This is a genomic window from Bacillus cereus G9842 (genome assembly GCF_000021305.1).
Taxonomy (GTDB): Bacteria; Bacillota; Bacilli; order Bacillales; family Bacillaceae_G; genus Bacillus_A; species Bacillus_A thuringiensis_S.
The window spans coordinates 240,001-262,500 of the sequence record NC_011772.1 but is presented as its reverse complement, the minus strand read 5'-3'; the positions used below and the strand labels follow the sequence as shown (position 1 = coordinate 262,500).

Genomic DNA, 22,500 nt, shown 5'->3' with positions numbered 1-22,500 from the left:
ATACCTATCCTTTTCATATTATCTCCTTTTCTAACTTAAATCTTCTTATATTAAAGTACATCAAAAAAACAACTGTACTATTTTAACACACTGGTGAATTTTATCTTTAAGAAATAAAATAGAAAATCTTAAATTACATATCAAAAATCACGAAAGAAATCGAATAAAACTTATATAGATATGTAATTAGCTTTGAAAAAAAGTTACAAAACACAAAAAAGACGAGTCATTCTGACTCGTCTTAAGCTTGCTTGGCGACGTCCTACTCTCACAGGGACAAGGTCCCAACTACCATCGGCGCTAGAGAGCTTAACTTCCGTGTTCGGTATGGGAACGGGTGTGACCTCTCTGCCATCATCACCAAACTATTGAAGGTATATTCCTTCAAAACTAGATAACATTGCTACATATTATATGGTTAAGTCCTCGATCTATTAGTATTCGTCAGCTCCACATGTCACCATGCTTCCACCTCGAACCTATCAACCTGATCATCTTTCAGGGATCTTACTAGCTTACGCTATGGGAAATCTCATCTTGAGGGGGGCTTCATGCTTAGATGCTTTCAGCACTTATCCCTTCCGCACATAGCTACCCAGCTATGCCCTTGGCAGAACAACTGGTACACCAGCGGTGCGTCCATCCCGGTCCTCTCGTACTAAGGACAGCTCCTCTCAAATTTCCTACGCCCACGACGGATAGGGACCGAACTGTCTCACGACGTTCTGAACCCAGCTCGCGTACCGCTTTAATGGGCGAACAGCCCAACCCTTGGGACCGACTACAGCCCCAGGATGCGATGAGCCGACATCGAGGTGCCAAACCTCCCCGTCGATGTGGACTCTTGGGGGAGATAAGCCTGTTATCCCCGGGGTAGCTTTTATCCGTTGAGCGATGGCCCTTCCATGCGGAACCACCGGATCACTAAGCCCGACTTTCGTCCCTGCTCGACTTGTAGGTCTCGCAGTCAAGCTCCCTTATGCCTTTGCACTCTACGAATGATTTCCAACCATTCTGAGGGAACCTTTGGGCGCCTCCGTTACACTTTAGGAGGCGACCGCCCCAGTCAAACTGCCCACCTGACACTGTCTCCCGGGTCGATAAGACCCGTAGGTTAGAATTTCAATACAGTCAGGGCGGTATCCCACCAGCGCCTCCACCGAAGCTAGCGCTCCGGTTTCAATGGCTCCCGCCTATCCTGTACAAACTGTACCAAAATTCAATATCAGGCTACAGTAAAGCTCCACGGGGTCTTTCCGTCCTGTCGCGGGTAACCTGCATCTTCACAGGTACTATAATTTCACCGAGTCTCTGGTTGAGACAGTGCCCAAATCGTTACACCTTTCGTGCGGGTCGGAACTTACCCGACAAGGAATTTCGCTACCTTAGGACCGTTATAGTTACGGCCGCCGTTTACTGGGGCTTCAGTTCAGAGCTTCGCTTACGCTAACCCCTCTCCTTAACCTTCCAGCACCGGGCAGGTGTCACCCCCTATACTTCGCCTTACGGCTTCGCAGAGAGCTGTGTTTTTGCTAAACAGTCGCTTGGGCCTATTCACTGCGGCTTTCCGTTAAGAAAGCACCCCTTCTCCCGAAGTTACGGGGTCATTTTGCCGAGTTCCTTAACCAGAGTTCTCTCGCACACCTTAGGATTCTCTCCTCGCCTACCTGTGTCGGTTTGCGGTACAGGCACCTTTTATCTCGCTAGAAGCTTTTCTTGGCAGCGGGGAATCAAAGACTTCGCTCCATAAGGAGCTTCCCCATCACAGCTCAGCCTTTACGATAAGCGGATTTGCCTACTTATCAGCCTAACTGCTTGGACGTGCACAACCAATCGCACGCTTCTTCTATCCTTCTGCGTCCCTCCATTGCTCAAACGATAAAGAGGTGGTACAGGAATATCAACCTGTTGTCCATCGCCTACGCCTGTCGGCCTCGGCTTAGGTCCTGACTAACCCTGAGCGGACGAGCCTTCCTCAGGAAACCTTAGGCATTCGGTGGACGGGATTCTCACCCGTCTTTCGCTACTCATACCGGCATTCTCACTTCTAAGCGCTCCACCAGTCCTTCCGGTCTGACTTCACTGCACTTAGAACGCTCCCCTACCACTGATACCATTGGTATCAATTCGCAGCTTCGGTGGTGTATTTAGCCCCGGTACATTTTCGGCGCAGAGTCACTCGACTAGTGAGCTATTACGCACTCTTTAAATGGTGGCTGCTTCTAAGCCAACATCCTAGTTGTCTAAGCAACTCCACATCCTTTTCCACTTAATACACACTTTGGGACCTTAGCTGGCGATCTGGGCTGTTTCCCTCTTGACTACGGATCTTATCACTCGCAGTCTGACTCCTAAGGATAAGTCATTGGCATTCGGAGTTTGACTGAATTCGGTAATCCGATGAGGACCCCTAGTTCAATCAGTGCTCTACCTCCAAGACTCTTACACTTAAGGCTAGCCCTAAAGCTATTTCGGGGAGAACCAGCTATCTCCAGGTTCGATTGGAATTTCTCCGCTACCCACACCTCATCCCCGCACTTTTCAACGTGCGTGGGTTCGGGCCTCCATTCAGTGTTACCTGAACTTCACCCTGGACATGGGTAGATCACCTGGTTTCGGGTCTACGACCACGTACTAAACGCCCTATTCAGACTCGCTTTCGCTGCGGCTCCGCCTCTTCAGCTTAACCTTGCACGGGATCGTAACTCGCCGGTTCATTCTACAAAAGGCACGCCATCACCCATTAACGGGCTCTGACTATTTGTAGGCACACGGTTTCAGGATCTCTTTCACTCCCCTTCCGGGGTGCTTTTCACCTTTCCCTCACGGTACTGGTTCACTATCGATCACTAGGGAGTATTTAGCCTTGGGAGATGGTCCTCCCAGATTCCGACGGAATTTCACGTGTTCCGCCGTACTCAGGATACATTCAAGAGAGAACGAAGTTTCGACTACGGGGTTGTTACCCTCTACGACGGACCTTTCCAGGTCGCTTCGTCTACCTCGTTCCTTTGTAACTCCGTATAGAATGTCCTACAACCCCAAGAGGCAAGCCTCTTGGTTTGGGCTATGTTCCGTTTCGCTCGCCGCTACTCAGGAAATCGCATTTGCTTTCTCTTCCTCCAGGTACTTAGATGTTTCAGTTCCCTGGGTCTGTCTTCCATACCCTATGTATTCAGGTAAGGATACCATACCATTACGTATAGTGGGTTTCCCCATTCGGAAATCTTCGGATCAAAGCTTACTTACAGCTCCCCGAAGCATATCGGCGTTAGTCCCGTCCTTCATCGACTCCTAGTGTCAAGGCATCCACCGTGCGCCCTTTCTAACTTAACCAAACTAAAATTAAAAAAATATGAGCTACACTGTTATCTAGTTTTCAAAGAACATACATTTATATATGAGAGATAGTTCTCTCAAAACTGAACAAAACGAAACACGGAAACTTATATTGATGAACAGCGTTCATCAATTCTCCATAGAAAGGAGGTGATCCAGCCGCACCTTCCGATACGGCTACCTTGTTACGACTTCACCCCAATCATCTGTCCCACCTTAGGCGGCTGGCTCCAAAAAGGTTACCCCACCGACTTCGGGTGTTACAAACTCTCGTGGTGTGACGGGCGGTGTGTACAAGGCCCGGGAACGTATTCACCGCGGCATGCTGATCCGCGATTACTAGCGATTCCAGCTTCATGTAGGCGAGTTGCAGCCTACAATCCGAACTGAGAACGGTTTTATGAGATTAGCTCCACCTCGCGGTCTTGCAGCTCTTTGTACCGTCCATTGTAGCACGTGTGTAGCCCAGGTCATAAGGGGCATGATGATTTGACGTCATCCCCACCTTCCTCCGGTTTGTCACCGGCAGTCACCTTAGAGTGCCCAACTTAATGATGGCAACTAAGATCAAGGGTTGCGCTCGTTGCGGGACTTAACCCAACATCTCACGACACGAGCTGACGACAACCATGCACCACCTGTCACTCTGCTCCCGAAGGAGAAGCCCTATCTCTAGGGTTTTCAGAGGATGTCAAGACCTGGTAAGGTTCTTCGCGTTGCTTCGAATTAAACCACATGCTCCACCGCTTGTGCGGGCCCCCGTCAATTCCTTTGAGTTTCAGCCTTGCGGCCGTACTCCCCAGGCGGAGTGCTTAATGCGTTAACTTCAGCACTAAAGGGCGGAAACCCTCTAACACTTAGCACTCATCGTTTACGGCGTGGACTACCAGGGTATCTAATCCTGTTTGCTCCCCACGCTTTCGCGCCTCAGTGTCAGTTACAGACCAGAAAGTCGCCTTCGCCACTGGTGTTCCTCCATATCTCTACGCATTTCACCGCTACACATGGAATTCCACTTTCCTCTTCTGCACTCAAGTCTCCCAGTTTCCAATGACCCTCCACGGTTGAGCCGTGGGCTTTCACATCAGACTTAAGAAACCACCTGCGCGCGCTTTACGCCCAATAATTCCGGATAACGCTTGCCACCTACGTATTACCGCGGCTGCTGGCACGTAGTTAGCCGTGGCTTTCTGGTTAGGTACCGTCAAGGTGCCAGCTTATTCAACTAGCACTTGTTCTTCCCTAACAACAGAGTTTTACGACCCGAAAGCCTTCATCACTCACGCGGCGTTGCTCCGTCAGACTTTCGTCCATTGCGGAAGATTCCCTACTGCTGCCTCCCGTAGGAGTCTGGGCCGTGTCTCAGTCCCAGTGTGGCCGATCACCCTCTCAGGTCGGCTACGCATCGTTGCCTTGGTGAGCCGTTACCTCACCAACTAGCTAATGCGACGCGGGTCCATCCATAAGTGACAGCCGAAGCCGCCTTTCAATTTCGAACCATGCAGTTCAAAATGTTATCCGGTATTAGCCCCGGTTTCCCGGAGTTATCCCAGTCTTATGGGCAGGTTACCCACGTGTTACTCACCCGTCCGCCGCTAACTTCTTGAGAGCAAGCTCTCAATCCATTCGCTCGACTTGCATGTATTAGGCACGCCGCCAGCGTTCATCCTGAGCCAGGATCAAACTCTCCAATAAAGTTAGTTTGTCTAGCATCTAAAAATAAAAATTGACGTTTCACGTTGTTTGTTTCGTTCAGTTTTCAAAGAACTACTTAGTCGCTCATTTGCGACTTCCTTATGTTAACATCTTCATCTTTCAATGTCAACTAAGTTTTTCATTTCATTTGTCGCTTGCGACGTTATTGTCATCGGCGACTTGTTCTATATTACACCTCTAATCTCTAATCGTCAATATGTTTTTATAAAAAATATAAAAAGGCTTATTTCTTTTAAAATAAGCCTTTTTATCACATATCATTCTATTCATTTATTATTTTTCTATAATTGGTAAAGAGACGATAAATTGAATAATACCATCCCTATATTCCGCTCGAATACTACCACCTTGCAACTCAACAATACTTTTCGCAATCGCTAAGCCAAGTCCCGATCCTTCCGTTACTCTACTTCGAGATTGATCCTTCTTATAGAAACGTTCAAACAAATTCACTAACTCTTCTCTCGTAAACTCTTCACTATGATTCGCAATTACAATTTGTATATCCCTACGCTGCCTTTGAAGAGAAACTTTTATCTCTCCATCATCTTTACTGTACTTAATCGCATTCATTAGTAAATTATCAAATACACGAACCATCTTTTCCGAATCAATCGATGCATAAGTACGTTCCTCAGGAAACTTCTTAACAAACGTAAGTCCATGTTCTTCCGCCTGCGGTACTAACTCTTCTATTAATTGCTCAAGCAACTCATTTACACATACTTCTTGTTTTTCTAATACAACTTGTTCATTTGTTAACTTCGTATACTCAAATAAATCTTCTATTAAATTCTTTAACTGCTCCGACTTTACAAAAGCAATTCTTGTATACTCATCATGTTGTTCTTTATTTTCATATTTAGAATCTCGAAGTAATCGTAAGTAACCCATAATAGAAGTAAGTGGTGTACGCAAATCATGAGATACATTTGTGATAAGCTCATTTTTCTGCTTTTCTAATTTACGTTCCTTTTCTATATTATTCATAAGCTCTTCCGCCATATTATTAATATTCTCAGTTAAAGACGCAATCTCATCTTCACCTTTTTTCTCAATGCGGTACGCTAAGTTACCTCTTTCTATTTCCTTTACACCTTGTGCCATTGCTTCAATCTGCTTCATCTTTCTCTTTGTTATATAGAAGAAAGAGAAAATGAATACAAGAACACCCATTAAAAACGGGAATGGTCCTTCTACTTTATAGTACACTACCTCTCCTTGAGGAATCCCACTTACAAACATATATAAGTTCTTACCTTCAATTGTAATAGGCGAGAATGTAATAAACTCTTTTCTTGACCTTTCAATATCATTATTATTTGAATAATTGATAGCAAATGAAGTCGCATTACGAATTGTATTATGCAAATTAATTTGTTCTTCTTGCGCTTGCTTCGTTTTATACAAAACTTTACCATTTTCGTCAGTAACTAATATTTTAAAGGCATCATGCCCTTGCTCTAAATTCTCATTTTCTAGCTCTATCATGTTTTGTACAGCATCTAATTTATTTTCAACAACCATCATTTCCGCTGTACTTTGAGCTTTACGATTAATTTGCTCCATACCATCTCTGTAATTAATCTCGGCATGTTGGCTAGCATCTTCAAAAATAGGTGCTACTATCTTCGTTGATACAAAGAGACCTAATAACGCACAAGCAGTAAACGCCGTAATAAGTTGAATCCTTATACTCCGTTTCACGCTCTTTATTATCTTTTCAATTAATTCTCGAATTTTCCGAACGTAAGTAAACGGATTAAATATCTTTTTCAATCTTATATCCCACTCCCCATACCGTTTTTATATATCTAGGTTTCCTTGGATTCTCCTCAATCTTTTCACGCACTTTTCGAATATGCACCATTACAGTATTATCAGACTGGAAAGATCGTTCGTTCCACACCTTTTCATAAATTTGCTCCGCACTAAACACCATACCTGGATTTCTAGTTAGCAATTCTAAAATTGAAAATTCCCTCGGAGTTAGTTTCACTTCTTCTCCCTCTACAATAACTTTATGGGTCGAGATGTTGATTTTCATCTCTCCAATTTCTAACTCGTCCTCATTTTGGACAGCGAAACCATTCATTTTCATATAACGGCGTAACTGAGATTTAATTCGTGCAATTAACTCTAATGGATTAAAGGGCTTCGTTACGTAATCATCTGCTCCTGTTGTTAATCCTAAAATCTTATCCATATCTTGCGTTTTGGCAGAAAGCATAATAATAGGCATCTCTTTCGCTTCCCTTACTTTCATACACATATGAATACCATCCACTTTCGGCATCATAATATCTAATACGACTAGATGTACTTCATTTTCTTCTAGTAAACGTAATCCTTCTTCCCCGTCTCCTGCTTGCAATACTTTATATCCTTCATTCTTTAAATAGATTGTAATTAAATTTCGAATTTCTTTTTCATCATCTACGACAAGTATTGTTTCGTGTGCCACAATATCTCCCCCATCACTTTTTTAATCCCTAACTTTTATTATAGGAAAACTTCTGAAGAAAAACGCTCGGAAATCCTTAAGATTTTCTGAAGACGCAAAAAAGGTCTAGACTCCCCTTAAGTCTAGACCTTTTAAAAAACCCCTTTTATCCCGCATTAACGGGCAGTAAGACTCCCACTTCAAAAACTGCCCAAATCAACGATGTTACGCGGCAGATCAACTGCCCGTAAAAGCCCGATTGGTTCAACTAATAATCAGGGTGGGGTTTCCCCCACTCTGATTAAAGTTTCACTTTATTTACGAACGTAGATGAAATATAGTACAAATAAAACTCCCATAACATACATAATCGGATGAACCTCTTTACGACGACCACTCACAACCATTGTAATTGGATAGAAGATAAATCCAATCGCAATCCCAGTTGCGATACTATACGTAAGTGGCATAGAGATAATTGTAAAGAATGCTGGCACTGCAATCTCGAATTTCTTCCAATCAATTTCCCCTAAGGAAGAAACCATCAAGATTCCTACAATAATTAAAGCTGGTGCCGTTACAGCTGGCGTTACAACACTTAGTAATGGCGAGAAGAATAATGCCAGTAAGAAGAATCCTGCTGTTACAACTGCTGTAAATCCAGAACGTCCTCCTGCTGCTACCCCTGCAGAAGACTCAATGTAAGACGTTGTTGTTGATGTACCCAAGATTGCACCAATTACAGTTGCAATCGCATCTGCAAATAATGCTTTTCCTGCACGTGGTAATTTATTGTTCTTCATTAATCCAGCTTGATTCGCAACCGCTACAAGCGTACCTGCTGTATCAAAGAAATCGATAAAGAAGAACGTTATAATAACAATACCCATTTGAACAGTGAAAATATCTCCAAAGTGCGTTAACGCAGCACCGAACGTTGGTTCTAGGCTCGGTATTGCTCCCAATACAGCTTTCGGAGTATCAATTAATCCTGTTGCTACCCCTAAGATCGCTGTAAGAATCATACCGTAAAATACTGCACCATTAACTTTCTTAATCATAAAGATGATTGTCGTAACAACCCCGAAGATTGCTAGTAACGTTGTGCCCTTTGTTAAGTCCCCCAACCCAACAAGAACAGCATCATTTTTCACGATAATTCCGGCATTTTGGAATCCAAGAAATGCAATGAACAATCCGATACCTGCTGCTACTGCAAACTTTAACTCCGATGGAATTGCATTGATGATTTTTTCACGAATACCTGAAGCAGTAAGAATAATAAAGATAATACCTGACATTAATGTTCCGGCAATGGCCGTTTGCCATGGAATCCCCATCGTTAACACTGCTGTATAAGCAAAGAACGCGTTAATTCCCATACCTGGCGCTAAAGCAATTGGATACTTCGCGAAAATACCCATAATTAACGAACCGATCGCTGCCGCTAATGCCGTAGCAACGAATACTGCACCTGGATCCATCCCTGTACCTGCTGGTAACCCTTTAACATTTCCAAGCGACAGCGTAGCAGGATTGACAAATAGTACGTAAGCCATAGATAGAAATGTCGTTAACCCTGCTATGAACTCAGTCTTATAATTCGTACCGAGCTCATCAAACTGAAAATAGCGTTTCATCCTACGTTTCCCCCGTTATATGATTACTCGCCGTATTTCCCCTAGCCCTCTTTTATCCCGAGAAATAAAAAAGGCTTCCATTGCATATATACATGGAAGCGTTCTATAAACAAAGACAAGTTTCCCCTCATCTTTATACAAACGCCTCGTAGTCAAGCCATTTACGGTAGCTAGGTAGAAACTTTCGGGCCATATCCCCGATATTATACGACGGCATAATATTCACTTTTCGTTTGAATTACATACTCATATTAACTCGCATAGGCACTTTTGTCAATTTAAAAACGAACATTTTTATAAACTTTTATACTTTCGTTCGTATTAATGGTAAAAACAAAAAGATCCATCTATTCATGAATGATAGATGGATCTTTTTTATTACAATACTATTCCCACTCAATAGTTGCTGGTGGCTTACTCGTTACATCATACACGATACGGTTAACGTGTTTTACTTCGTTTACGATACGAACAGAGATTTTCTCTAGTACGTCCCAAGGGATACGTGCCCAGTCAGCTGTCATACCGTCAATAGATGTTACTGCACGGATACCTACTGTGTAATCGTAAGTACGCTCGTCACCCATAACACCTACGCTACGCATGCCAGGAAGCGCAGTGAAGTATTGCCAGATTTCGCGGTCTAATCCTGCTTTAATAATTTCTTCACGTAAAATCGCATCAGATTCACGAACGATTTCTAATTTCTCTTCTGTGATTTCACCTAATACACGAATACCAAGACCAGGACCTGGGAATGGTTGACGCCATACGATTTCATCAGGAATTCCTAGTTCAGATCCTAATACACGTACTTCATCTTTAAATAACGTATTTAAAGGCTCAATTAATTTGAACTGCATGTCTTCTGGAAGTCCACCAACGTTATGGTGAGATTTAATTGTTTGTGCAGTTGCTGTACCACTTTCAACGATGTCTGTGTAAAGTGTACCTTGTGCTAAGAAGTCCATACCTTGTAATTTAGAAGCTTCATCATCAAATACGTAAATGAATTCATTACCAATGATTTTACGTTTTTGTTCTGGATCTTCTACACCTTTTAACTTGTTCATGAAACGTTCTTGTGCATCCACTTTAATAACGTTCATGTGGAAGCCTTCGCTGAATGTTTTCATAACGCCTTCCGCTTCACCTTTACGAAGTAAACCATGGTCAACGAAAATACATGTTAATTGATCGCCGATTGCTTTATGAATTAATACTGCTACAACAGAAGAGTCTACACCGCCGCTAAGTGCGCATAGTACTTTTTTGTCTCCAACAGTTTCACGAATTTTCTCTAGTTCTACTTCGATAAAGTTCTCCATGTTCCATCCTTCAGAACAACCACATACACCGAATACGAAGTTTTTAATTAAATCGTTACCGTGCTCAGAGTGACGTACTTCTGGGTGGAATTGTACACCGTATAAGTTTTTCTCTTCATTGCTCATACCAGCAATTGGACAAGACTCACTTGTTGCGTCTACTACAAATCCTTCAGGTAAACCAGTTACTAAGTCGCCATGGCTCATCCATACAACTTGCTCTTCTGGAAGGTTCGCATATAATTTTGATTCGTTCTCTACTTTAAGAACAGCTTTTCCGTACTCACGGTGGTTGGCACGCTCTACTTTACCACCGAAGTGTTGTGTCATAAGCTGCATACCGTAACAGATACCGAAAATCGGTAATCCTAGTTCGAAGATTTTTTCATCACAATGTAATGCACCTTCACCGTATACGCTATTTGGTCCACCAGAGAAAATAATCCCTTTTGGATTCATTGCTTTAATTTCTTCTGCAGTAATTGTATGTGGATGAAGTTCACTGTATACACCGAACTCACGAATTCGACGTGCTATTAACTGATTGTATTGACTTCCAAAATCTAAAACGATAATTGTATCGTGTTGCTTCTTCAAAATAATCACCCCAACGTTAGTTCTCGTATATAAATATTTTCACCAATTTGGCGAAAAGCATTACTAATATAATAAAAAAAGCCAGTCCTCCGCCTCTAGTCTCATAACAAAGAAAAGGCAGGGGTCTGGCTTTATAAAGAAAGATAGTCTCCGCTCTTTATAAATATAAGACACACTGCCTTCATAGTCAGGTTGTTTACGGTAACCCGGTAGAGACTCTCAAACCATATCATTGAGGATATATGAAGGATCGTTTTATATTATCTTCCTAGATTCTAACAATGAAGTATCTATATGGTCAAGAGAGAAAGCGACAAAATTCTACAGAAATTCATTTCCTTTTCTAAAAAACATAAAAAAACATCCATTTCTATATAGAAATGGATGTTTTTTAGGGCAAACGGAATTACATCATTCCGCCCATACCGCCCATGCCCATGCCGCCCATGTCAGGCATTGCTGGTGCATTTGGTTCTGGCTTGTCAGCTACTACAGCTTCAGTTGTTAAGAACATAGCTGCAACAGATGCTGCGTTTTGAAGTGCAGAACGAGTTACTTTAGCTGGATCTACGATACCAGACTCAAGCATGTTAACCCATTCGCCAGTAGCTGCATTGAAACCAACGCCTACTTTTTCGCCTTTTAGACGCTCTACAACTACAGATCCTTCTAGACCAGCGTTGATTGCGATTTGACGAACTGGCTCTTCTAGTGCGCGAAGTACGATGTTGATACCTGTTGCTTCGTCGCCTTCAGCTACGATAGAAGCTACTTTCGTGTATACGTTCATAAGTGAAGTACCACCACCTGCAACGATACCTTCTTCTACTGCTGCACGAGTTGAGTTAAGTGCATCTTCAATGCGAAGTTTGCGCTCTTTTAACTCAGTTTCAGTTGCTGCACCTACTTTAATTACCGCTACGCCACCTGCTAGTTTAGCAAGACGCTCTTGTAATTTTTCACGATCGAATTCAGAAGTTGTTTCTTCTAATTGCGCACGGATTTGACCGATACGAGCTGCGATTTGCTCTGTATTTCCAATACCTTCAACTACAGTTGTGTTTTCTTTTGTAACAACAACTTTACCAGCGCGTCCTAAAGATTCAACTGTAGCAGATTTTAAGTCACGACCTAATTCTTCAGTGATTACTTCGCCACCAGTTAAGATTGCGATATCTTCTAGCATTGCTTTACGACGGTCACCAAATCCAGGAGCTTTAACAGCTACTACGTTGAATGTACCACGAAGTTTGTTCACTACTAATGTAGCTAAAGCTTCGCCTTCTACATCTTCAGCAATGATAAGAAGTGGTTTACCTTGTTGTACCACTTGCTCTAATACTGGTAAGATTTCTTGGATGTTAGAAATCTTTTTGTCAGTAATTAAGATGTATGGGTTATCAAGAACTGCTTCCATTTTGTCAGAATCAGTAATCATGTAAGGAGATGCATATCCACGATCAAATTGCATACCTTCTACTACGTCTAATTCTGTTGTGAATCCTTTAGACTCTTCTAAAGTAATAACGCCATCGTTACCAACGCGCTCCATTGCTTCAGCGATTAATTGACCTACTTCTTCGTCAGCTGCAGAAATAGCAGCTACTTGCGCGATAGAAGATTTGCCTTCGATTGGTTTAGAAATCGTTTTTAATTCTTCAATTGCAGCAGTAACAGCTTTTTCGATACCTTTACGAAGACCCATTGGGTTAGCACCAGCTGTTACGTTTTTAAGACCTTCACGAATCATAGCTTGCGCTAATACAGTTGCAGTTGTTGTTCCGTCACCAGCTACATCATTTGTTTTGCTAGCAACTTCTGCTACTAATTTCGCACCCATGTTTTCGAATGCATCTTCTAATTCGATTTCTTTTGCGATTGTTACACCATCATTTGTAATAAGTGGTGAACCGAATTTTTTCTCAAGTACAACGTTACGACCTTTTGGTCCAAGCGTTACTTTTACTGCGTTTGCAAGAGTGTCGACACCGCGAAGCATCGAACGACGTGCTTCTTCACTAAATTTAATATCTTTTGCCATAATAATTGACCCCCTTGGATTTTTTTAAGATTTATATAATTAACCGATAACTGCTAAAATGTCACTTTCACGTAAAATCAAGTAGTCTGTACCTTCATATTTCACTTCAGTACCTGCATATTTTGAGAAGATGATAAGATCACCTGCTGCTACCTCTAAAGCAACACGCTCACCATTTTCAAGCACTCGACCAGTACCTACTGCAACAACTTTACCCTCTTGTGGTTTTTCTTTTGCAGTGTCTGGTAATACAATACCACTTGCTGTTTTTTCTTCTGCTTGAACAAGCTCAATTACAACGCGATCACCTAATGGCTTTAGCATGAACAATAACCTCCTCATTTTGTTATGTAAATTTTATTTATTAGCACTCAAGTCACCCGAGTGCTAACACACTTATAATAATAAATAATCTCAATTTCTTTTGCAAGTAAAAAAATCATAATTTTTTCGCAAATTACTATATAAACTTTCTATATAGAATACTGCCTCTACTATATGAATCGTTGTTTCCCCTACTCGTATGTTACAATATGAAAGACACCCTAAGTTGTTTTCGCTAAACGTACAACTTTTTCCTGTCTCCTACTTTAATTTAAAATACGTATTTACAAAAAAATCATAATTCGAATGAAAGTTTATATCGTAGATAACATATTTACATGTTATCCTACCTCATCTCATACACTAGAGTTAGAAAGGATGGTTAAACCATTTGAAGAAACAATACTGGTGGATTATCGTTACATACATTTTAATGCAATTATCTGGCGCTGTTGGATTACCACTTCTCCTAAAAACAGGACTCTATGATAATAGAGGATTTACCATTGAGGAAAAAGGACAAATCATAATGGGACACTGGGCAATTATTAGCTTCTTTGTTGCATTATGTATCGTACTTTGGTTACTTAGAACAGATATTCGCGACAGACATTTAGATGCAACGCGCTCTTCTGTTCCAGCTACAATTGGGTGGATTTTCATCGGATTATTCTTAGCTTTCTTTTCACAAATAGTTGCCGGTATGATCGAGATGCAGCTACTAGGAATTAAACAAGGTTCAGAAAATACAATGAAACTGATGGAAATTGCACGAACTACTCCTTGGTTCCTTATTGTTGTATCTATAATCGGACCTATCTTAGAAGAAATCGTATTTAGAAAAATTCTATTCGGTGCACTTTATAAGAAGTTCAACTTCTTTATTGCAGCTATCATTAGTTCACTTGTATTCGCAGCAATTCATTTTGATTTTACTCACTTATTGGTATACACTGCTATGGGGCTCGTATTCGCCTTCTTATATGTGAAGACGAAGCGCATTATCGTTCCTATTGCAGCTCATGTTGCGATGAATACATTAGTCGCTATTGGGCAAATTTTTATGAGCAATGAGCAAATTCAAGAAATGATTAAAGAAGCTGAAAAAATGCAAGGATTTATCGGAGGATTTTTTGTATGAGAAACTCACCATTGTTCATGGCTGCACTATACTTCCTTCTTGGATGTATCTTTACACGCTTCGCCATTACGAACGTGACAGATACAATCTGGAATGTGTGGACAATACTATTTGCAGTTATGGCAACAATTGATTTTAATTTGGCACTTCGCCTTATATTAGTTAAATTCACAAAGAAGAAACAATAATAAAACGCAGAGGTCGCTTCCTCTGCGTTTTATTGTGGATAGTTTTTCAAAAAGTAAACTAATGTTTGTAACTCTACAGCTAAATCAATATGATGAATTCTAATATTCTCTGATACGTTTAATCGTGCTGGTGTGAAATTCAAAATACCGTGCACGCTCGTTTCAGCTAATCTATCTGCTACAGCTTGTGCTACTGTAGCCGGTACTGTTAATATTGCCACTTGTATATCATTTGATAATCTCTCTTCTAATTCATCTAAATGATATACAGGAATGCCCCCGATTTCTGTTCCAACTTTCTCTTCACTAACATCAAATGCCATTTCAATTTTTGTATTATTGTTTTTCGTGAAATTATAATGTAAGAAAGCGGTCCCTAAATTACCTACTCCAATAAGTGCTACACGCGTTATATCATCTTGATCAAGTGTTTCGCGGAAAAATGATAATAAATAATTTACGTTATATCCATATCCCTTTTTCCCTAATGCTCCAAAATACGAAAAATCTCTTCGTATTGTTGCGGAATCTACTTTTACCGCTTCACTCAATTCGGCCGATGAAACACGCTGCTTACCAGAAAGAGATAAGTTTTGGATAAATCGATAGTATAGAGGCAATCTTTTAGCAGTGGCTTGTGGAATCTTTTGCTGATCCATATGACCTCTCCTCTCTTCCTATCTTTATTCATATACTTTAATCAAATACAGAAGTTTAGCACTCATTAAATTCCTTGTATAATAAAGAGAAGAAGTATTCTCTCTTTATTTTAAACTATACACTATTTTTAGTATGATTGAGAAATATAAACATGGCAAAGTTAAGAAATTATTTGAGGTGAGAACATTGATTTTATTACAAGTAAATGGACTTTCGAAATTATACGGTGCAGAAACAATTCTTGCAAACATAAAATTGGAAGTACAAACAAAAGATCGTATCGCATTAGTTGGAAGGAATGGAGCTGGAAAATCTACATTATTAAAAATTATCGCTGGTGAGTTATCACATGATGGTGGCGAAATTATAAAACCGAAAGATGTCTCAATCGGGTATTTAGCTCAAAATACTGGCCTAGAAACGTCTTTAACAATTTGGGATGAAATGCTAACCGTCTTTACCCACTTACAGCAAATGGAGACAAAACTTCGAAAGCTTGAGCAAGAAATGGGAAAAGAAGAAAACTTTTCAAACGAAGCTATATATGAAAGATTGTTAGCTGATTATGACCAATTGCAACTCAATTATAAAGATCAAGGTGGATATCAATACGAAGCGGATATTCGCTCCATTTTAAGCGGCCTTGGCTTCCCAGTTGAAACACACCAGACGACGATCTCTACTTTAAGTGGCGGGCAAAAAACAAGATTAGCTCTCGGGAAATTATTATTAACAAAACCAGACTTACTTATTTTGGACGAGCCTACAAACCATTTAGACATTGAAACATTAACATGGCTTGAGCAATATTTACAAGGTTATCCTGGCGCAATATTAATCGTTTCCCATGACCGTTATTTCTTAGACAAACTCGTTACACAAGTATATGAAATTTCGAATAAAGAAAGCAGACGATTTGTTGGTAACTACAGTAAATATTTAGACTTAAAATCAGCATTATATGATCAAGAAATGAAACGTTACGAAAAACAACAAGATGAAATCGCAAAACTTGAGGACTTCGTTCAAAAGAATATAGCTCGCGCTTCTACAACGAAACGTGCTCAAAGTCGCCGTAAACAACTAGACAGAATGGAATTATTAACGAGACCATTAGGGGATTCTAAGTCAGCATCATTCCACTTCGATATTGAAAAGCAAAGTGGAAATGATGTTTTACAAGTAAAAGATGCAACCATCGGCTATGAGGAGGACCCTATAATTGAACACGTAACTATGCGCTTAACTCGCGGAGATAGTGTTGCCTTAGTTGGTCCAAACGGAATTGGGAAATCCACATTATTAAAATCTATTGTGAATAAGTTACCACTATTAAATGGTAATGTTTCTTTCGGATCAAATGTATCTGTTGGCTATTATGACCAAGAACAAGCAAATTTAACATCTTCTAAACGGGTTTTAAATGAACTATGGGATGAATATCCACTGCAACCTGAAAAAGAAATCCGTACTATACTCGGGAATTTTTTATTCACAGGAGATGATGTACTGAAACCAGTATCTTCCCTTAGTGGTGGACAAAAAGCTCGATTAGCTCTTGCGAAACTTATGATGCAAAAGTCAAATTTATTAATTCTGGATGAGCCTACGAACCACCTTGATTTAAATAGTAAAGAGATTTTAGAGAATGCTTTAATTGATTATCCAGGGACTCTTCTATTTGTCTCACATGACCGCTACTTTATTAACCGTGTAACAACGACTGTGGTTGAGTTATCAACAGAAGGCGCACAGGAATATTTAGGGGATTACGATTACTATGTGGAGAAGAAAAATGAAATGATTGAACGTGCAGCATTTGAACAACAAGAACAGCAAGAAAATCAGGCACCTGTTCAAAAAACTGTAGCTCAAGAAAAATTAAATTATCTCGAAGGAAAAGAGCGTAAACAATTAGAACGTCAACGCACTCGAAAAATTGAAGAGCTAGAACAAAATATCGTAAACTTAGAAGAAGAAATTGCTACGTTAGAAGATCAACTTTGCTTACCAGAAATATATGCAGATTATGAAAAAGCTAGTGAAATTACAACTAAAAAACAAACGCTACAAGAACAGCTTGAAACTTGTATGGCAGAGTGGGAAGAGCTGCATGTATAAGAGTATTTAAATAAGGAAGATGTCTCATCAGTCATGATTTTTGACTATGCGACATCTTTTTTCTTTAAGTACATAAATAATTTTTTGGATATATCAACGATTTTTCAAATACATCTATCGTAACCCTATATACATAAACGATTCGACACGAAATATCGATTTACCGACAAGGATTGACAATATCAGCACCCTCTATAATGGAGGGATATTAAAAAATGTTTTTCGGGGATATCTTCTTGCTTTTTATTTCCCGAAAAACAATACACTCAAAGGTCAGACTTCATCTAGTTTATCCACAAGTTTATACACATATCCACCTTTATAAAATAACTATTAAACCAACTTTTCCACATTACCCACAGCCAACGAAAAAGTTATCAACACTTTATATACACAATAAAACCCACATTATCAACAGATAACATGGGTTTTATCCACAAGCTGTGGTTAATTATGTGCATAACTATGCTTCAATATCTAATCCTGGATTCGCATTTAAGGCTAATGTTGCACGCTTGCCTTGTTCATACGCAATTGTCCCTGCCGCTGCAATCATTGCTGCATTATCTGTGCATAAAGATAGCGGTGGAATAATTAGTTCAATGTTTTCTTTTTTTGCAAATTCTTCTTCTAATCGGGCACGAAGTCCTTTATTAGCAGCTACTCCACCAGCAAGAAGTAATTGCTTTACATTATAAGCTGCTGCTGCACGAGCTGCTTTCGTTACAAGTACATCTATTACACTTTCTTGGAAACTTGCCGCTAAATCTTCTGGTTTAATTTCTATACCACGTTGTTTCGCGTTATGCACAGTGTTGATAACTGCTGATTTCAATCCACTAAAGCTAAAATCATATGAATCCGGTTCTAGCCATGCACGAGGCAAATCAATTGTTGGTTCTCCTTCATGTGCAAGGCGATCAATATGAGGACCACCTGGATATGGCATAGATAACGTACGAGCTACTTTATCATATGCTTCTCCAGCTGCATCATCTCGCGTTTCACCAATTACTTCAAATGAACCATGTTCTTTCATATAAACAAGTTCTGTATGCCCACCAGATACAACAAGTGATAATAGCGGGAATTGCACTTCTTTTACTAAACGGTTCGCATAAATATGACCAGCAATATGATGAACACCGACTAGCGGAATATCATGTGCAAAAGCTACTGCCTTCGCTGCATTTACCCCAATTAGAAGTGCTCCTACTAAACCAGGCCCTTCTGTTACAGCGATTGCATCAATATCATCAAATGTTATGTTTGCTTCTTTTAAAGCTTCTTCTAACACAACTGTAATTTCTTCTACATGATGACGGGATGCAATCTCTGGTACAACGCCGCCAAAACGTTTATGACTTTCAATTTGTGATGCAACGACATTCGCAATAATTTCCGTCCCATTTTTAACAACCGCTACCGCTGTTTCATCACAGCTCGTTTCAATCCCAAGTATAATCGTATTTTTTTCCATTATATATTCACCCACATTACAAGACCATCTTCCTGATTGTCTGCATAGTATCGTTTACGAATTCCACCATTTTGAAATCCATATTTTTTGTATAACTGCTTTGCTACTTCATTTGATACACGTACTTCAAGCGTCATTGTTTTTACCCCTAGTTCTTTCGCTTCTGAAATAACTGCTTTCAATAAGGCATCTCCTAACTTTTGACCTCGGTATTCTGGCAAAATAGCTATATTTGTTATATGTGATTCATCAATAATTATCCACAATCCACAATACCCGATTACACGACCATCTTTTTCTAACACAATATAATGTGCATGTTCATTCATCGTTAATTCACGGTGAAAAGCATCTGCAGTCCAAGGAGTTGAAAAAGATACTTCTTCAATAGCTACAATTTGAGCAATATCATCAAGTTCCATCTTTCTAAATATCATATCCATCTTCTGCAAGGCCCCTACTTGTTTTGACTTTCTAACCACTTTGTTTCAGCTTCAGCTAAACGAAGATAGCTCGGAACAAACGTATGCACATCATGTTCTTCTTTTTGTAATCCTAAAAATGCTAGCTCACTTGGTCTTGGATTATTTTTAGTAAAAGGAGCGAATACAGCTTGATCACCTAAATATTCTATAATTGTTTCTTTATGCAATTTAACATCATTACCGATAAATAAAACAGGCTGTCCTTTATCTTTTAACATTTGCAACCAGTCTACAATAAGAATAATTCGGTCTTCTTCTATTGAAGTTAACTGCTCTCCTTCGTATGTATATAATCCAGTATAGATTTGCCCACGCCTTCCATCAAATAAAGGACAAATTAATCCATTAAAGTTAGCACCGTTTGCAGCTACTACCTCTAAACTTGATACACCTACAATTGGTATTTGAAGTGACCAAGCTAATGTTTTTGCCGCTGTCACGCCTATGCGAACACCTGTATATGATCCAGGTCCAGCAGCTACAACGATTTTAGTTAATTCCTTCGGTTTTACACCACATTCTTTTAACAGTTGCTCTACAGCTGGCATAAGACGTACAGAATGGTTTTTCGTCAAATTTGTAATGATTTCCCCAATCACTTTTCCTTCCTCAATAAGGGATACACCCATTACGTAATTTGAAGTATCAATTGCTAGTACTTTCATCTTGTAATAGCTCCTCACATAATCTAATATAGCGATCTCCAATTGGCTCGAGTATAATTTTTCTTGTGTCATCTCCCGCATGGAATAAACTAATTTGTAACTTTTCATTCGGTAAATATGCTTCTATTAAATGAGCCCATTCCACTACCGTAATTCCTTCACCGTAGAAATACTCATCAAAGCCTAAGTCCTCTTCGCTTTCTGCTAAGCGATACACGTCCATATGATATAGCGGTAATCTTCCTTTATATTCTTTAATAATATTAAAGGTAGGACTATTTACAACTCTTTTCACTCCAAGACCTTTTGCTAGTCCCTTTGTAAAAGTCGTCTTACCAGCTCCAAGATCTCCTTCTAAAATAATTACATCTTGTGCCTCTACGAGTTCACCTAGTTTTTCTGATAATCTTTGTGTTTCCGCAGAAGATTTTGTTGTTACTTCATATTTGCTCACAGACTTCACCTACTTTACTCACAATGTTCTCTGCTCTTTATTATACAGGTTTTGAATATATAAAAAAGTCCTTAGGAGTTGTCCTAAGGATAGTTTGACTGTCTTTATTAGTTTTTTGTTAAAACAAATAAAAAAATACGAAACAACTTGTTTCGTTCTTTTCTTTATATAAAATGGCGGTCCCGACCGGGGTCGAACCGGCGATCTCCTGCGTGACAGGCAGGCATGTTAACCACTACACCACGGGACCATTTGGTTGCGGGGACAGGATTTGAACCTGCGACCTTCGGGTTATGAGCCCGACGAGCTACCGTACTGCTCCACCCCGCGATGATATAAATAGCTTGGCGACGTCCTACTCTCACAGGGACAAGGTCCCAACTACCATCGGCGCTAGAGAGCTTAACTTCCGTGTTCGGTATGGGAACGGGTGTGACCTCTCTGCCATCATCACCAAACTATGAAGGCATATTCCTTCAAAACTAGATAACATTGCTACATATTATATGGTTAAGTCCTCGATCTATTAGTATTCGTCAGCTCCACATGTCACCATGCTTCCACCTCGAACCTATCAACCTGATCATCTTTCAGGGATCTTACTAGCTTACGCTATGGGAAATCTCATCTTGAGGGGGGCTTCATGCTTAGATGCTTTCAGCACTTATCCCTTCCGCACATAGCTACCCAGCTATGCCCTTGGCAGAACAACTGGTACACCAGCGGTGCGTCCATCCCGGTCCTCTCGTACTAAGGACAGCTCCTCTCAAATTTCCTACGCCCACGACGGATAGGGACCGAACTGTCTCACGACGTTCTGAACCCAGCTCGCGTACCGCTTTAATGGGCGAACAGCCCAACCCTTGGGACCGACTACAGCCCCAGGATGCGATGAGCCGACATCGAGGTGCCAAACCTCCCCGTCGATGTGGACTCTTGGGGGAGATAAGCCTGTTATCCCCGGGGTAGCTTTTATCCGTTGAGCGATGGCCCTTCCATGCGGAACCACCGGATCACTAAGCCCGACTTTCGTCCCTGCTCGACTTGTAGGTCTCGCAGTCAAGCTCCCTTATGCCTTTGCACTCTACGAATGATTTCCAACCATTCTGAGGGAACCTTTGGGCGCCTCCGTTACACTTTAGGAGGCGACCGCCCCAGTCAAACTGCCCACCTGACACTGTCTCCCGGGTCGATAAGACCCGTAGGTTAGAATTTCAATACAGTCAGGGCGGTATCCCACCAGCGCCTCCACCGAAGCTAGCGCTCCGGTTTCAATGGCTCCCGCCTATCCTGTACAAACTGTACCAAAATTCAATATCAGGCTACAGTAAAGCTCCACGGGGTCTTTCCGTCCTGTCGCGGGTAACCTGCATCTTCACAGGTACTATAATTTCACCGAGTCTCTGGTTGAGACAGTGCCCAAATCGTTACACCTTTCGTGCGGGTCGGAACTTACCCGACAAGGAATTTCGCTACCTTAGGACCGTTATAGTTACGGCCGCCGTTTACTGGGGCTTCAGTTCAGAGCTTCGCTTACGCTAACCCCTCTCCTTAACCTTCCAGCACCGGGCAGGTGTCACCCCCTATACTTCGCCTTACGGCTTCGCAGAGAGCTGTGTTTTTGCTAAACAGTCGCTTGGGCCTATTCACTGCGGCTTTCCGTTAAGAAAGCACCCCTTCTCCCGAAGTTACGGGGTCATTTTGCCGAGTTCCTTAACCAGAGTTCTCTCGCACACCTTAGGATTCTCTCCTCGCCTACCTGTGTCGGTTTGCGGTACAGGCACCTTTTATCTCGCTAGAAGCTTTTCTTGGCAGCGGGGAATCAAAGACTTCGCTCCATAAGGAGCTTCCCCATCACAGCTCAGCCTTTACGATAAG

General features: G+C 40.9%; 15 protein-coding genes, 2 tRNA genes, 5 rRNA genes and 2 riboswitches (2 of these 24 cut by a window edge). Of the genes, 3 read left to right on the top strand and 19 right to left on the bottom strand.

The window, feature by feature from the left end:
• The 10 genes from BCG9842_RS01455 to groES all read right to left on the bottom strand — a co-directional run.
• Positions 1–17 carry the beginning of an alpha/beta hydrolase gene (locus tag BCG9842_RS01455; RefSeq protein ID WP_000821105.1) on the bottom strand. It extends 943 nt beyond the left edge of the window, so the window shows 17 of its 960 coding nt (coding positions 1–17); its start codon is at positions 15–17; the stop codon falls past the left edge of the window.
• 232 nt (positions 18–249) lie between these two features.
• A 5S ribosomal RNA gene (rrf, locus tag BCG9842_RS01450) occupies positions 250–365 on the bottom strand.
• A gap of 49 nt (positions 366–414) precedes the next feature.
• Positions 415–3,336, bottom strand: a 23S ribosomal RNA gene (locus tag BCG9842_RS01445).
• Positions 3,337–3,482: 146 nt separating this feature from the next.
• A 16S ribosomal RNA gene (locus BCG9842_RS01440) occupies positions 3,483–5,034 on the bottom strand.
• The 16S, 23S and 5S rRNA genes sit together here, the layout of an rRNA operon.
• A 294-nt stretch (positions 5,035–5,328) precedes the next feature.
• Positions 5,329–6,834, bottom strand: coding sequence for a sensor histidine kinase (locus BCG9842_RS01435; RefSeq protein WP_000719237.1), 1,506 nt, complete (start codon positions 6,832–6,834; stop codon positions 5,329–5,331).
• Positions 6,818–7,519, bottom strand: a complete 702-nt coding sequence (locus BCG9842_RS01430) for a response regulator transcription factor (RefSeq protein ID WP_000929886.1) — start codon at positions 7,517–7,519, stop codon at positions 6,818–6,820. The genes BCG9842_RS01435 and BCG9842_RS01430 overlap by 17 nt, the downstream gene beginning before the upstream one ends.
• 293 nt (positions 7,520–7,812) lie before the next feature.
• Positions 7,813–9,138, bottom strand: coding sequence for an NCS2 family permease (locus BCG9842_RS01425; protein WP_000833086.1), 1,326 nt, complete (start codon positions 9,136–9,138; stop codon positions 7,813–7,815).
• A 129-nt stretch (positions 9,139–9,267) separates the two neighbouring features.
• A riboswitch (purine riboswitch) is annotated at positions 9,268–9,369 on the bottom strand.
• Between the two features lie 155 nt (positions 9,370–9,524).
• The gene (gene guaA / locus BCG9842_RS01420) at positions 9,525–11,063 is read right to left on the bottom strand and encodes a glutamine-hydrolyzing GMP synthase (protein WP_000743914.1); all 1,539 of its coding nucleotides are present in this window, start codon (positions 11,061–11,063) and stop codon (positions 9,525–9,527) included.
• A gap of 164 nt (positions 11,064–11,227) precedes the next feature.
• Positions 11,228–11,329: riboswitch (purine riboswitch) on the bottom strand.
• Between the two features lie 140 nt (positions 11,330–11,469).
• Complete coding sequence (gene groL, locus BCG9842_RS01415) at positions 11,470–13,104, bottom strand: chaperonin GroEL (RefSeq protein WP_001029992.1); 1,635 nt, start codon at positions 13,102–13,104, stop codon at positions 11,470–11,472.
• A gap of 39 nt (positions 13,105–13,143) precedes the next feature.
• Complete coding sequence (gene groES / locus BCG9842_RS01410) at positions 13,144–13,428, bottom strand: co-chaperone GroES (RefSeq protein ID WP_000917311.1); 285 nt, start codon at positions 13,426–13,428, stop codon at positions 13,144–13,146.
• A gap of 391 nt (positions 13,429–13,819) precedes the next feature.
• On the opposite strand from groES, the gene BCG9842_RS01405 reads away from it, so the two are divergent.
• Positions 13,820–14,569, top strand: a complete 750-nt coding sequence (locus BCG9842_RS01405) for a CPBP family intramembrane glutamic endopeptidase (RefSeq protein ID WP_000745315.1) — start codon at positions 13,820–13,822, stop codon at positions 14,567–14,569.
• On the top strand, positions 14,566–14,757 hold the full coding sequence (locus BCG9842_RS01400; RefSeq protein ID WP_001246204.1) for a YdiK family protein: 192 nt from the start codon (positions 14,566–14,568) through the stop codon (positions 14,755–14,757). Before BCG9842_RS01405 ends, BCG9842_RS01400 begins: the two co-directional genes overlap by 4 nt.
• Before the next feature lie 29 nt (positions 14,758–14,786).
• Here the strand turns inward: BCG9842_RS01400 and BCG9842_RS01395 are convergent, their stop codons facing one another.
• The gene (locus tag BCG9842_RS01395; protein ID WP_000372699.1) at positions 14,787–15,416 is read right to left on the bottom strand and encodes a redox-sensing transcriptional repressor Rex; all 630 of its coding nucleotides are present in this window, start codon (positions 15,414–15,416) and stop codon (positions 14,787–14,789) included.
• 187 nt (positions 15,417–15,603) lie between these two features.
• On the opposite strand from BCG9842_RS01395, the gene BCG9842_RS01390 reads away from it, so the two are divergent.
• Positions 15,604–17,538 carry an ABC-F family ATP-binding cassette domain-containing protein gene (locus tag BCG9842_RS01390; protein ID WP_000602173.1) on the top strand — a complete coding sequence of 645 codons (1,935 nt, stop codon included), beginning with the start codon at positions 15,604–15,606 and terminating at the stop codon, positions 17,536–17,538.
• A 463-nt stretch (positions 17,539–18,001) separates the two neighbouring features.
• On the opposite strand, the gene tsaD is transcribed toward BCG9842_RS01390, so the two are convergent.
• The 8 genes from tsaD to BCG9842_RS01350 all read right to left on the bottom strand — a co-directional run.
• Positions 18,002–19,018 (bottom strand): tRNA (adenosine(37)-N6)-threonylcarbamoyltransferase complex transferase subunit TsaD, encoded by a 1,017-nt coding sequence (tsaD, locus tag BCG9842_RS01385; protein WP_000414591.1) that lies wholly within the window; start codon positions 19,016–19,018, stop codon positions 18,002–18,004.
• Positions 19,018–19,461 carry a ribosomal protein S18-alanine N-acetyltransferase gene (gene rimI / locus BCG9842_RS01380; protein ID WP_000367207.1) on the bottom strand — a complete coding sequence of 148 codons (444 nt, stop codon included), beginning with the start codon at positions 19,459–19,461 and terminating at the stop codon, positions 19,018–19,020. The genes tsaD and rimI overlap by 1 nt, the downstream gene beginning before the upstream one ends.
• A gap of 14 nt (positions 19,462–19,475) precedes the next feature.
• Positions 19,476–20,168, bottom strand: a complete 693-nt coding sequence (tsaB, locus tag BCG9842_RS01375) for a tRNA (adenosine(37)-N6)-threonylcarbamoyltransferase complex dimerization subunit type 1 TsaB (RefSeq protein ID WP_000865746.1) — start codon at positions 20,166–20,168, stop codon at positions 19,476–19,478.
• Complete coding sequence (gene tsaE, locus BCG9842_RS01370) at positions 20,149–20,622, bottom strand: tRNA (adenosine(37)-N6)-threonylcarbamoyltransferase complex ATPase subunit type 1 TsaE (protein WP_000049640.1); 474 nt, start codon at positions 20,620–20,622, stop codon at positions 20,149–20,151. The genes tsaB and tsaE overlap by 20 nt, the downstream gene beginning before the upstream one ends.
• Before the next feature lie 174 nt (positions 20,623–20,796).
• Positions 20,797–20,872 (bottom strand) — tRNA-Asp (locus tag BCG9842_RS01365).
• A 3-nt stretch (positions 20,873–20,875) separates the two neighbouring features.
• A tRNA-Met gene (locus tag BCG9842_RS01360) sits at positions 20,876–20,952 on the bottom strand.
• A 12-nt stretch (positions 20,953–20,964) separates the two neighbouring features.
• Positions 20,965–21,080, bottom strand: a 5S ribosomal RNA gene (gene rrf / locus BCG9842_RS01355).
• Between the two features lie 48 nt (positions 21,081–21,128).
• Positions 21,129–22,500: ribosomal RNA gene (locus BCG9842_RS01350) — 23S ribosomal RNA — on the bottom strand (it continues 1,550 nt past the right edge of the window).